Source organism: Helicobacter felistomachi, assembly GCF_030296895.1.
GTDB classification, from domain to species: domain Bacteria; phylum Campylobacterota; class Campylobacteria; order Campylobacterales; family Helicobacteraceae; genus Helicobacter; species Helicobacter felistomachi.
In genome coordinates, this window is sequence record NZ_AP028022.1 from 364,229 (window position 1) to 377,136 (window position 12,908).

Consider the following 12,908-nt stretch of genomic DNA (forward strand, 5'->3'; position numbering starts at 1 on the left):
TCTACCCATTAGGGCTTTTTAAATAAAATCAATTCATAAGAGGTCTTAGTGATTTGCTTGGTTTCGGGTTTGTTTTGGGCGTTTTGTTGCATGTGGGCTTGTAACTGCTCGTTGAGGCGGTCTAGCTCATCAAGCCGTTCTTTGAGACGCAAGATAATATCCACGCCGGCTAAATTCACGCCCATATCCCTAGTGAGGCGTAAAATGGTTTTGATTTTGTCTAAATCCCTTTGCGAGTATAGGCGCATCTTACCCCCCGTGCGCTTGGGCTCTACGAGCCCTTCTTTTTCGTATTGGCGTAGGGTTTGCGGGTGCACGCCTAGGATTTTTGCCACCACGCTGATTAAATAAAGGGGTGCATCGTAATCCACCATCACAACCCCCTTAAGGCAACTGCTCTTGCAGGGTTTGCTTAAAGGGTGTGCTGAGGGTGTCCGTGTGGGGCAAAATGACATTTGCCATTAAGTATAAATCCCCCATGCTCCCCGTTTTGCGGTTTTTCACCCCGAGCTCTCTTAGGCGAAACTTTTGGGCGTTCTTGGTGTTGGGCGGGATTTTTAGGGCGACTTCTTTATGGAGGGTCTCCACCTGCACCCGTCCGCCAAAGAGGGCGGTTTTTAAGGGCAAGTCAAAGTTTCTATACAAATCATCGCCCTTTTGAGTATAAACACCATCTTCAAGCACCCGCACTTTTAAGAGCACATCGCCCATCATCCCGCCTTGTCTGCGTCCCCGCCCTTTCGCTCTCAACACTTCGCCATCGCGCACACCGGCAGGGATTTTAATTTCAAAGCTGTCATGGCTTAATTGCACCCGCCTTTTGCCCCCCAAAACAGCTTCTTGCAAAGTGATTTGCAACTCCACTTGCAAATCCAAATCAGGGGCAAAGCCAAAGCCATTAAACCCGCCCATGCCCCCATGTTGGAATAAGCCCCCACCCATGAAGTCGCTCTTAAAGCCCCCCGCCCAAAGATCGAGGCCAAAATGTCGTCCAAGCTCCCCCGTCCTTGTGAACGGGCGAAGTCGCTAAAATTCTGCCCGCCAAACATATTGTCCCCGAATTGATCGTATTGCGCCCGTTTTTGCGGGTCGTTTAGGATTTCATAGGCGGCGTTGATTTCCTTAAACTTCTCCTCGGCTTCTTTGCCCTTGTTGAGGTCGGGGTGGTATTTGCGGGCAAGCCTGCGGTAAGATTTTTTAATCTCTTCTTGACTTGCCCCTTCGGCCACTTCTAAAGTGCTGTATAAACTCTTACTCATGCAAACTCCATTAAAAAATAAAGCCCATTATAGCATAAAACTTTAGTCTTTAACTATCAATTTTGTTTATAGTCTTTTAAAAATTCTTCATAGGCACTTTGGCGTAAGTGGCAAGAGGGGCACGCCCCACAGCCATAGCCATAGGCATGCCGCACCCCCCGCACGCCTTCATAGCATGTGTGCGTGTGCTCTAGGATCAACTCCAAAGCGCCTAAATCCTGTGCTAGGGCAAATTCTTGTGCCTTAGACATGTCCATGAAGGGGGCTAAAAAGCTAATGCCTTCTTGTATTCCAAACGCTCCCAAGTTTAAAGAAGTTTGCAAGCTGTCTAAAAATTCTTTACGGCAGTCAAAGTATCCGCTGTAATCTTGTTGCGACACCCCCACAAGCACAAAATTGGCCCCCAAATTAAAGGCGTAAGCGTGGGCGAGGGTGAAAAACAAGGCGTTTCTATCGGGCACGAACGAGGCGGGCAAGTTTGGGTTGGTGGGGTGGGGGGTGCTGGATTTTTGCGGATTGTTAGCAAAAAGGGCGGATAAAGTGATTTCTTGCAAAAAACTTAAATCTAGGACCTTTAAGGGCAAGCCTAGCAATTTGGCGATTTTTTGGGCTTGCTTAAGCTCTATGGCGTGCTTTTGGGCGTAGTTAAATGCCAGTAAATGGGTCTCTTTAAAGGCTTGTTTCGCCCATAGGGCTAGCGTGGTGCTATCTTGCCCCCCACTAAAGCAAAGCACACAAGAGGCGTTGTAGGTTTTTTCTAAAATCATCGGGCTTTCTTTTGCTAAAATACCGCCCATTATAGCAAAAGGCTTGGTGTGTTTTGGGACATACATTATCATTTTCACCTGCCTAGCCCCATTTTGCGGCTCATAGAAATCCTAGAGGCTCAAGGGTTTGAAGCGGTCGTGGTGGGGGGCTGTGTGCGTGATTATCTCTTAGGCCGCCCCCCTAAAGATTGCGATTTAGCCACAAACGCCACCCCCAAAGAGTTGATCCCCCTTTTAAAAGCGCATAAAATCCCCACCATCCCCCTAGGGCTTGCCTTTGGCACGCTGGGTGCACGCTTTGACAAACAAGTTTTTGAAATCACCACTTATAGAGAAGAGAGCGGCTACACCGACCACCGCCACCCCCAAGTGCGCTTTAACGCCACGCTAGAGAGCGACCTCAAAAGGCGGGATTTTACCATCAACGCCCTAGCTTGCCACCCTAAAAAGGGGCTCTTAGACTTGCATGGGGGGTTGGCGGATTTAAGAACCCAGCGTTTAAGGTTTGTGGGCGTGGCAAGCGCGCGGGTGAGCGAGGACGCTTTGCGGATTTTACGGGCTTTGCGTTTTGCGAGCGTTTTAGGTTTTAAGCTAGAGCCCGTCAGTGCACAGGCCGTGCTAGAGCACGCCCCCCTACTCAAACACATCAGCAAAGAGCGCATTTTTGCCGAGCTGTGTCAAATTCTTATGGGCACAAATGCGGGGGCGGTGTGTGCCATTTATGTAAAAGTACTAGAATGCGTGCTAAACACCCCTCTAAACCCCCACATTCTAGCCCCCTAAGCCAAACCCCTTGAATTTAACCACCCGCTTTTTAGGCTTGTTTGCCGCGAGCAAAGACCCATTAAATGCTTTAGCGATGCTAAAGCCCCCGAAAAAACTCTCAAAGAATATAGAAAAACTGCTCCCCTACGCCCGCCAAAGCCCCCCCACTTCCAAGGTGTGGCTCAAAACACAAATGCAAAACCTGCACTTAAGCCAAGTTAGGGCATGGCTAGGCTGGCTTAAGGCCTATGAACCCTCTAAATGGGCGGTGTTAAGGGCGCATTTTAAGCAAATCGGGGCGCAAAAAGAGGTCTACACTTTGGGCTTTTTGGCGATCGATGGGCGCAGTTTAAAGGGCGTGGGGTTGAAAAAGGCAGAAATCGGGGCGTGTTTGCAAGCGTGTTTGCAAGAAGTCGTGCAAGAGAGGCTAGCCAACAACCCTAGCATTTTACTAAACTTTGCCAAGCTGTGGGCGAAAAACTTAAGAGAAAATGCGTTAAAATAAGGTTTATGGAAAAATTAGTTTTTGAGAAATTATTATTTTTAGCCCCCCTTGCGGGTTATACGGATTTGCCCTTTCGAAGCGTGGTGAAACGCTTTGGTGTGGATGTTACGGTGAGCGAAATGGTGAGTAGCCACGCCCTCGTGTATGCCTTTAACAAAACCGCCAAAATGCTAGAGAAATCGCCCGAGGAAAAGCCCTTTAGCGTGCAAATCGCCGGCTCTAAAGAGCAAATCGTGGCTGAGGCGGTGGAGAAAATCAACGCCCTTGAGGGCATTGACATTATAGACTTTAATTGCGGCTGCCCCGCCCCTAAAGTGGCTAACCATGGCAATGGCAGCGGGCTTTTAAAGGATTTAAACCACCTTGTTAAACTCTTGCGTCTCATTAAAGAAAAGAGCAACAAGCCTTACAGCAGTGTAAAAGTACGCCTAGGCTTTGAGAGCAAAATCCCGCTAGAAATCGCCCACGCCCTCAACGATGCCCCCGTGGATTTTGTGGTGGTGCATGCAAGGACTAGGGCGGATCGCTACAAAAAAGAGCGCATAGATTATGAAAGCGTGCGGTGCATGCGCCAAATTTTAAACAAGCCCCTGATCGCCAATGGCGAAATCGACAGCCCCAAAAAAGCGCAAGAGGTGCTGGCTTACACGGGGGCAAATGGGGTGATGATCGGGCGCTCAAGCCTCACCCAGCCGTGGATTTTTTGGCAGATTAAAAACAACACAGAGGAATTGCCCGCCGTGCTGAAAAAAGACCTAGTTTTAGAGCATTTTGACAAAATGGTCGCCTTTTATGGAGATCGGGGGGTGATCATGTTTCGCAAAAACCTACACGCCTACGCTAAGGGGCATGCCAACGCCAGTGTGTTTAAAACGGCGGTCAATAATATGAAAGAATCTAAGGAGGCACGGGCGCGAATTGAAGAGTTTTTCAGCACGCCCACACCCCTAAGCCCCCTGCCCCAACTTGTAACCCTAAACAATAAGAGCATTTAATGTTAAAGAAATTCCTTTTAGTGGGGCTAGCTATGCACCCCTTGTGGGCGGTAAAAAACCACATCTTCACGGGTGCACGCTTTGGTATGGTGCAAAACTTCAAAAGCACTTTTGCCAACCAGCTGAGCATGAATAACCCGAGCACCCTACCAGGCAACAACAGCGTCTATGCCTGTCCGGACAATTTGTGTAAAAACAACGAAATTGTGGGCTTTTATAGGCCTAGTGCCAGCAAGAGCGCCAATTTTGCCTTCACCTACACGCTGGGCGACGAGCTGTTTTTTGATAAATTTGGCATTAGCGGGATTCGTGTCTATGGGGACATTGAATACGCCAATGCCAACTTAGGCGAGCGTTACAAGGTGCAAAATAGGGGCGGACTCAACTACAATCCGCAAAACATCAAAGCCATCGATTCCAACACGGGACAAGTCATCCCCACCGCCACCACCAATCCTAACACCGGACAAGTCACCTACAGCACCCCACAAGGCTACAGCTCCCCTTGTGCCGCCCTAACGAATGCTAATCCCCTAGGACTATGCCCCACCCCCACCCCCAAGAGATCCTGCTCTCAAGCCCCGCCCACATGGTAACTTTGGGCTTAAATGTGGATTTTTTCTTAAACATCCCCATAGACATTTGGCTAAGAAAACACCACCCCAAGATGATTTTCTTTAAAATGGGAGTCTTTGTGGGCGGGGGCGTGGAGTATGCCATGCTTTGGAGCGATCGTTTCAACAACGAAGCTCTAAGTGCTCTAGGGGGCAACTCCCTTAGCAAGGGGCACATTGACAAGACCCGCTTTTTTGCCGCAGGCAATGGCTTTTATGTCAATGTGGGCTACCAACTCTACCTAGGTCAACACAACCGCTTTAACTTGGGGTGGAAGTTGCCCTACTACTCCATAACCGCCCACAACTGGTATAACTACGGCAACACCAACCCAGGCACCCAGCAAACCATCAAGCAATCCCTAAGCATCACCCGCCAAAGCCAATTTTATGTGAGTTACGCGTATTTGTTTTAGGTCTTGCTTGGGCTTTTGGGGTTTGTGGCGCGTTTGTGATTTTTAAGTTTGGCTGTGGCACAATAGCCCTAGCGTTAGCCCCCCGCCTCTTGGCGGGGCAAGCACTATGTGCTTGTTAGAGGCCTAAAGCAATCGTTCCGCTAAAACGATCACTAACGCTAGAACTATCATTAGTTTTCTCATTTTGGTTACCTCCTAACTGGGGGCAACCCACACCTACCCGACCCCTACACAAGCTAAAAACTTGCAGTGCTCCAAATAGCGGATTAGTGGATAACCAAAGTGCCAAGCCCCCATTCTATCCTAAGTCCCCTTAAGGTTACGTGCTGCGTTAGTCCTCTTGTCTCAAGTGAAAATGTAAAATTTCTGTGATGTGTGATTTTTAAGTTTGGCTGTGGCACAATAGCCCCAGCGTTAGCCCCCCGCCTTTTGGCGAGGCAAGCACTGTGTGCTTGTTGGTTGGCCTAATGTAGTTGTTCTGCGAAAACAACCACAAACGCTAGGATTATTAGCAACTTGTGCATCGGTTATCTCCTTTCTCGGGAGTAACCCGCTTTCTACCCGACCCCCGTACACAAACTAAAAATGAACTTCTAGCTTGCAGTGCGCCAAGTTCGCAGATCAAGAGATAACCAAAGTGCCAGGCCCGTATTCTATCCCAAATCCCCTTAAATCCCACACCCACCCCTGGCAACTTTCACATAACCAGCATTTTAAGACTTGAAGCACCCAATGCACCCTTGAAGCCACCCGAATTTTGCTTTAAAATCCCCTTGTGGTGCGCTTTCACCCCCCCCCCCTGTCAGTACCGCAAAAAATTTGCCCACTTTACCCTTTTTTGTGCTAGAATAGCTATGACAATTTTAGAGCCTTAAGGGATTGTTTCACTATCCCTTGGGTTTATCCCTTGGGTTTATCCCTTGGGTTTATCCCTTGGGTTTATCCCTTGGGTTTAGGGGGGCTTGCTAGCGGGCACAAGGCCCGCATAATCCCCCCTATCTGCATACATCTCCACTTAATCCTCTAACTTTGCTCCCATTTTTTGATGTAAGGAAAACCTATGCGTTTACGCCCCTTTGTTTGTGCCCTCAGTCTTTTGAGCGTGTCTGCCCTCTTTGCAGAAAACAGCGGAGCTTATGGAGAAGTCGGGTTTCAATACTCGAACATGACCAAAGCCACCCAGCAAAGCCAACAAGTCCCAGCCCAGCCCATACAGCCCCAAAACAACCCGCTCACAGCCGTGCAGCCCACTAATGGTGGCATCAGCCCCACCATCGGCAACAACACCATCCCCAACATGCCAAACAATCAATAAACCACAACTCTAAAGGACAAACTCATGAAAAAACCCAACTTTGTTAAAACGACCAAACCTGTTTTTAAAAAATGCTCCAAAGTCCCCCTAAATTTAGCCTTAGCAGGAGCGTTTTTTGCCCCGGGGTTAGCGGCCACAGAAGCTAGAAATGTGGATTTAGAGGAGATGGCTAAAGACAAGCAAGGCCCCTTACTTGCCAGCCACGCTTTAGAGTTAGAGCCCATGATTTTTAAAGCTTCTGTTGCGGATGTTAAGGGCACAAAAGATTTGCAGACTTCACAAGCTAAAGATCAAAATGCTAAAGGCGCAGATCAAAGCAATAAAAACCAACAAGCTGCTGGAGGAGAACAGGGGAAAAAACCACAGCAAGCTGGTGGAGATCAAGGAAATAAAAACCCACAGCAAGCCAGCGGGAATCAAGGAAATAAACAAGGACAAGCCGCAGGAAATGGCAATCCAAAAGACACGACCAGCTCAAACGGACAAGGGCAAAACACAAGTCCAAACGGTAACACTGGATCAAAAGGAAGTCAAAGCCAATCAGCGCAAGGCGGAGATCAGCAAGGCAATAAAAACCAACAAGCTGCTGGAGGAGAACAAGGAAAAGGCCAACAGCAAGCCAGCGGGGATCAAGGAAAAGGAGGGCAAACCACAAGTTCTGGCAACCAAAAAGACACGACCGGCTCAAACGGACAAGGGCAAAACGCAGGTTCTACTGACAAAGGCAGTTCTACAGGTTCTACCGGCAACACTGGTTCTACAGGAAGTACAGGAAGTACAGGAAGTACAGGTTCGACTGGCAGCACTGGCTCAACAGGCTCAACTGGAAGTACGGGCAGCACTAGCGACACCTGCCCCACTGCCGGCTGTGGTCTGCCTGGTGCAACCAGCGATAATCTAGGCACAGCCACCTACCAAAGCTTGCAATACCAAATCGGGCAGATGAATACGCATGTCAGCAATTTACAAAGCACTTTGCAAACTGCAAACAGCAAAACATCAAGTGCGATCAATAATCTTCTCAACATTGACAGCGATTTGGGGAGTAATGGAAATTATGGCACAGCCGTCGATACGCTAGTCACAACGCTTGGAAAGGCAGTAACTGCGTTAGGCACTAACGATGGTTCTGTTTCTAATCAGGACATTAATAATGCGATAGGTCTTCTCCAACAAGCCGAGTCGCAAATCAGCACAGCCAGCACAGGGATACAGGCGCAATTAACTACAGAATTGAGTTTACTGGGCACTGCTGGCAGTGATGGAAGTGGCGGCACGGGGGTGATCGGCAATTTAGGCACTGTCTATAACAGCTACACAACAGCGGCTAGCAGCATAGCTGGCTTTCTTAAAACCGCCCAAGGCATGCAAACCGCAATGAATAGTGCTGCAAAATATGATCCTAATTTAGGGAGCTCTAGCAGCTCAAGCAGCAGCAGCCCTAGTTCAAGTAGTCCTAGTTCAAGCAATCCAAGTAGCAGTAGCCCCAGTAGCAGTTCAAGCAGTTCAAGCTCCAGTTCGAGCAGCGGTGGTCCTAACAGCACAACATCCCCAACCAGCAAAAAAGACACGACCAGCTCAAACGGACAAGGGCAAAACACAAGTCCAGACGGTAACACTGGATCAAAAGGAGATCAATCTACCGGCGGAGAACAAGGAAAAGGAGATCAAACCGCAGGTTCAAACGGTAACACTGGATCAAAAGGAAATCAAAGCCAATCAGCGCAAGGCGGAGATCAGCAAGGCAATAAAAACCAACAAGCTGCTGGAGGAGAACAAGGAAAAGGCCAACAGCAAGCCAGCGGGAATCAAGGAAAAGAAGGGCAAACCACAAGTTCTAGCAACCAAAAAGACACGACCAGCTCAAACGGAGGACAAGCCGCCCCTACAAATCCCGATAAAAGCAAAACTGCAGACAGCAATCCAAGTGGCAGTGGCGATTCTCACTCAGCTTCTACAAACAAACCTAGCCAAAACACCGCACCTAAAACCGACCCAGAGCCTAAAACCGACTCCGCTAAGACTGAGTCCACCAAGACTGAATCGACAGCCAAGACTGAAACACAAAGCCCCACAGATGGCAAGAGTGTAAAAACACAAGATTCTAAAGCCTTCGCTATGAATGATGGGGTGTTGGCCAGCTTAGCTAAAGACTCCAAAGATTCACAGACTTCACAGACGGACAATAAAGATGTAAAAAACGGGAATCAAGGAAGCCAAAACAAACAAACTTCTAATGGCGGACAGAGTGATGGTCAGCAAACAGCCGGCAAAAGTCAAAAGGCTCAGGATCAACAGCAAGCCGGCGCGGATCAAGGAAAAGGAGATCAACAAACCAGCGGAGAACAAGGAAAAGAAGGACAAACCACAGGTTCTGGCAACCAAAAAGACACGACCGGCTCAAACGGACAAGGGCAAAACGCAGGTTCCGCTGACAAAGGCAGTTCCACAGGTTCTACCGGCAACACTGGAGACACTGGTTCAACTGGAGACACTGGCAAAACAAGCAGTACCACTGGTTCAACAGGCTCAACTGGAAGTACGGGCAGCATTGGCTCAACAGGCTCAACTGGTTCAACTGGAAACACCGGCTCCTCTAGCACCACAGCTTCAAGCCTCATCAACACCCTCATCAGCGATCTTAAGAGCTTCCAAACCAATGCAAGTTCTATGGCTTCAAGCGTGCAAACCATCGAGGGCCTTGCGCAAAGCACTGCCGGACTCTTAACAGATGCGCAAACGACTTACAAGAACATTGCTAGTGCGTTACAGACATCGATCAATAGCCTCCAACAATCTCTCAACAATCTTGTAAGCGCTAGAGAAGCCGTGCAAGCAGCGGCCACTCCAGCCGCACGCATGATGGCGATGCAACGCCTTGTGTTGGCCCAAAAGCAAGTCGCCGCCGATGAAATCAGTTTAAAAGATGCCCAAGCCGCTATTGCACCTGCGCGAACAAAAGTGCAAGCAGCACAGACGGCTTACAGCAAAGTAACTGCTGAAATCGCAAAAATTACAAGCGGTGTCAATGGCGACAGTGGGTTAAAGGCCAGTTTAACGCAATTAAGCACCTCCATGGATAGCGTCGCTTCTGCTCTTAGCAACTACAGCTCAAAAATCAACGCTCTAGCCCAAGCCGCTGGAGTGAGCGGCAGCAGTGGCAACAGTGGTAGCAGTGGTGGCATCCCCGACTGGATTCCAAATTCTAGTGGCAATGGCACACAAAGCGGGAACAACCAGCCCCAACAACAGCTCACCCCCGCACAGCAAATGCAACAAGACATCGCCACTTTGGGCAGCAGCACCGCCACAGCGCAAGCCAAAGAAAGTGCTTACACCAACTATGTGGATAGTCAAAACAGCTTTGCAAGCCAAATCGAGAGCAACTTACTGGGCCAAGTGGGCAATGGCAACAATGTAGACAGCCAAATGTTGGTGAACCTTGTTTATGGGATGAATAACTACTTCACAACTCCAGGGAACAACAACGCCTCCATCATGCAAGATTTGCAAAGTGGCGGCTATGTCAGCTCGAGCATTGCCAACAACTTCAATGCGGTGGTGTCTTCTCTTGACAGCCAACAAATCAACTTCTACCAAGTGCAACAAAACCTCAATGGGCTCATCACACAGGTGCAACAAGCCCGTGAAAATGCGCTCGCGCAGCTTAACCCCAACACCCCACTCACAAGCGTGGCAGCTGAATTTTCTAAAGCTGAGGCTTCGATACTCTTGGCAAAATTTGACTCGCCCAAAACCGACTTATCGGTGAACAACACCGCCACAGCCAATCAAATCAACGCGGCTGTGGGGCAATTAAACGCCTTGCTCGCCTACTTAAAAGCCACACAAACTAGCCTAGCCTCTTACATGAAGGACAATAAAGAGGTCACCACAGCTAGTGCACCTGCTAAGGGGGGCACTTACAACTTGCCCCCCCAAAGCCAAAACGGCAACATGTACGGCGTGGACGCACAAATCGGGTATAAGCAGTTCTTTGGCAAAAGCAAACGCTGGGGACTACGTTACTACGGCACCTTTAGCTACCAGCACGGCTTGTTCTACTTGAACGACACCGCCGCTGTGGATAACTTCGTCTATGGGGCGGGGGTGGATGCTCTTTACAACTTCTATGAGAGCAAAGATGGCAAATACACCACAGGGCTCTTTGCAGGGTTGATGTTCACCGGCTCGACTTGGTTAGCTAAGGGGGCAAGCCAAACCATAGCAATGATGCACGACTTTAACAACGCTGGGGGCAGCGCACACATGAACACCACCTACTTCCAAATCCCTTTAAACATTGGCTTTAGAACCAATGTCAGCAAACACCACGGGTTTGAGGTAGGTTTGCGTATCCCCCTTGCCACCAACTATTACTTTAAGGGCCATGTTGATGGCTACAGTGAAGCCATCACTTATAAACGCAATGTGGCGGTTTACATCAACTATGTTTACAATTTCTAGACAAAAGGGGCTTTAACAAGTTTTAGGCCCCTTGTTGGTTGGGGCTTGGAGTTGTTTGGGTGCAAGGGGTGGAGCAACTGTATGCGCGCAACGCCCCCACACGTTTTTAAAGTTTGGCAACATTGTTAACCCCACGAACTCCCCTTTTTTGCCCCTAATATTTTGCCATTTTAGGGGAGTTGTAGTATAATAGGGCTTTTTTGGAGAGGATATGGAGCATCGGGTTTTTACTTTTGCAGGTTTAATCAGCCATAACCACGATTTCATCATCGGGTTTTACGCTGTCTTTTGCGCCTTATTCACGCTTGTCATCAGCAAAATAGCGGTGAAAAAGTTGCAAATCGTGCCTATGGGTTTACAGAATGTCTATGAGGCTATTGTGGAGGGCATTTTGCATGTGGCAAAAGATGTCATCGGCGAGGAGCTCGCCCGTCAATATTTCCCCCTCACCGGCACCATTGCGCTCTTTGTCTTTTATTGCAACATGATAGGCATCATCCCGGGCTTTGAAGCTCCCACGGCAAATTGGAGCTTCACGCTGGTTTTGGCTTTGGTTGTCTTCATTTACTACCACTTTGAGGGCATCCGCAATCAAGGAGTCGTCCCCTACTTCAAGCATTTCTTAGGGCCCGTCAAATGGCTCATGCCCATCATGTTCCCCGTGGAGATCATCTCCCACTTCTCCCGCATCATTTCGCTCTCTTTCCGTCTCTTTGGCAACATCAAGGGCGATGACATGTTCTTGCTCATCATGCTCTTGCTCGTGCCTTGGGCGATCCCCGTTGCGCCTTTCATGGTGCTCTTTTTCATGGGGATTTTACAAGCCTTTGTCTTTATGATTTTAACCTATGTCTATTTGGCGGGGGCGGTTTTAGTGGATGAGAGCCACTAGCCCCTATGAAAAAGGACACCATCGCATCGCTCTTAGACTTCTTTGCAGGGCTGTTTGTCGGCATTGCCCTTGTCTGTGGGGGGTTGTGCTTCTTTCTCTTGAACGATTTAGGCTTGGTGGTGGCGGTGTTTTTTGCGCTCTTTGTCTTTGGGCTGTTTGTCTTTTTCGCCCTCATGGCAAAGTCCATGTCTGCCCTCATCCAAGAGAGCCCTAAAGAGCGCATTTAAAACCTATCTTAAAGCCTTTGGCTTAAAGAGCTCAAGCTTTCAGCTTTAAATCTTAATCCCTCCGGCTTACAAAAGCTTAAGCCTTTGGCTCTTAGAGCTTAAGCCTTTGGCTTAAGCACCCACAAACCCCCGCTCTACATGATCGCAAAGCAGATGGATTAAAAGGATGTGCATCTCTTGAATGCGGGGGGTGTTGGTGCTTGGCACGATTAAATTATGCGTGCATAAAGCGCGCATCGCCCCGCCCCCCCGTCCGCTAAGCCCGAGCGTGCTTAAGCCCAACTCTTGCGCCTTTTGTAGGGCGAGCAGGACATTTTGTGAATGGCCGCTTGTGGAAATCCCCACCAAACAATCCCCCGCCTGCCCTAAAGCCTCTACTTGGCGCTCAAATACCCGCTCATAGCCGTAGTCATTGGCAATAGCCGTTAAGGCGGAGGTGTCCGTGCTAAGGGCAATGGCAGGCAAGCCCCGTCTTTCTTGTTTGTAACGCCCTGTAAGTTCGGCCGCAAAATGCTGTGCATCGGCGGCACTGCCCCCATTGCCGCAAATCAAAATCTTATGGCCGTTTTTGAGCGTGTCTAGTAAAAAATCCCCGCTTTGCGCTAGGTTTGTGGCTAAATGTGCCAAAGTATCCTGTGTTACTTGGCTGTGTTCTAAAAACGCGGCTTGAATCAGTGCGTGCATCT

General features: G+C 49.0%; 12 protein-coding genes and 1 pseudogene. 9 read left to right on the forward strand and 4 right to left on the reverse strand.

The genetic code is table 11. The features are described 5' to 3' along the window. Positions 1 to 8: 8 nt before the first annotated feature. The 3 genes and pseudogenes from QUE23_RS01940 to queC form a co-directional block, all read right to left on the reverse strand. Positions 9 to 374 (reverse strand): heat shock protein transcriptional repressor HspR, encoded by a 366-nt coding sequence (locus QUE23_RS01940; RefSeq protein WP_053828059.1) that lies wholly within the window; start codon positions 372 to 374, stop codon positions 9 to 11. 10 nt (positions 375 to 384) lie between these two features. After that, positions 385 to 1,259, reverse strand: a pseudogene (locus QUE23_RS01945) (DnaJ C-terminal domain-containing protein). Between the two features lie 56 nt (positions 1,260 to 1,315). Further along, a complete protein-coding gene (gene queC / locus QUE23_RS01950) occupies positions 1,316 to 2,026 on the reverse strand; it encodes a 7-cyano-7-deazaguanine synthase QueC (RefSeq protein ID WP_286349006.1) in 711 nt (236 codons plus the stop codon). Between the two features lie 48 nt (positions 2,027 to 2,074). Here queC and QUE23_RS01955 point away from each other — a divergent pair, with 48 nt between their 5' ends. The 9 genes from QUE23_RS01955 to QUE23_RS01995 all read left to right on the forward strand — a co-directional run bounded on the left by QUE23_RS01955 (position 2,075) and on the right by QUE23_RS01995 (position 12,222). Next, on the forward strand, positions 2,075 to 2,809 hold the full coding sequence (locus QUE23_RS01955) for a CCA tRNA nucleotidyltransferase (protein ID WP_286349007.1): 735 nt from the start codon (positions 2,075 to 2,077) through the stop codon (positions 2,807 to 2,809). Positions 2,810 to 2,819: 10 nt separating this feature from the next. After that, the gene (locus tag QUE23_RS01960; protein ID WP_286349008.1) at positions 2,820 to 3,296 is read left to right on the forward strand and encodes an HD domain-containing protein; all 477 of its coding nucleotides are present in this window, start codon (positions 2,820 to 2,822) and stop codon (positions 3,294 to 3,296) included. A gap of 5 nt (positions 3,297 to 3,301) precedes the next feature. Next, positions 3,302 to 4,291, forward strand: a complete 990-nt coding sequence (locus tag QUE23_RS01965; protein ID WP_286349009.1) for a tRNA dihydrouridine synthase — start codon at positions 3,302 to 3,304, stop codon at positions 4,289 to 4,291. Next, a complete protein-coding gene (locus QUE23_RS01970; protein ID WP_286349010.1) occupies positions 4,291 to 4,887 on the forward strand; it encodes a hypothetical protein in 597 nt (198 codons plus the stop codon). Before QUE23_RS01965 ends, QUE23_RS01970 begins: the two co-directional genes overlap by 1 nt. Continuing rightward, a complete protein-coding gene (locus QUE23_RS01975) occupies positions 4,833 to 5,321 on the forward strand; it encodes an outer membrane beta-barrel protein (RefSeq protein WP_286349011.1) in 489 nt (162 codons plus the stop codon). The genes QUE23_RS01970 and QUE23_RS01975 overlap by 55 nt, the downstream gene beginning before the upstream one ends. 1,060 nt (positions 5,322 to 6,381) lie before the next feature. Next, positions 6,382 to 6,636, forward strand: coding sequence for a hypothetical protein (locus tag QUE23_RS01980; protein ID WP_286349012.1), 255 nt, complete (start codon positions 6,382 to 6,384; stop codon positions 6,634 to 6,636). Positions 6,637 to 6,660: 24 nt separating this feature from the next. After that, on the forward strand, positions 6,661 to 11,103 hold the full coding sequence (locus QUE23_RS01985; RefSeq protein ID WP_286349013.1) for an outer membrane beta-barrel protein: 4,443 nt from the start codon (positions 6,661 to 6,663) through the stop codon (positions 11,101 to 11,103). A 211-nt stretch (positions 11,104 to 11,314) separates the two neighbouring features. Then, the gene (locus QUE23_RS01990) at positions 11,315 to 11,995 is read left to right on the forward strand and encodes a F0F1 ATP synthase subunit A (RefSeq protein WP_286349014.1); all 681 of its coding nucleotides are present in this window, start codon (positions 11,315 to 11,317) and stop codon (positions 11,993 to 11,995) included. Positions 11,996 to 12,000: 5 nt separating this feature from the next. Next, positions 12,001 to 12,222, forward strand: a complete 222-nt coding sequence (locus QUE23_RS01995; RefSeq protein ID WP_286349015.1) for a hypothetical protein — start codon at positions 12,001 to 12,003, stop codon at positions 12,220 to 12,222. 111 nt (positions 12,223 to 12,333) lie between these two features. Here the strand turns inward: QUE23_RS01995 and gmhA are convergent, their stop codons facing one another. Beyond that, entirely contained in the window at positions 12,334 to 12,906 is a 573-nt protein-coding gene (gene gmhA, locus QUE23_RS02000) for a D-sedoheptulose 7-phosphate isomerase (RefSeq protein ID WP_286349016.1), read from the reverse strand. Between the last annotated feature and the right edge of the window lie 2 nt (positions 12,907 to 12,908).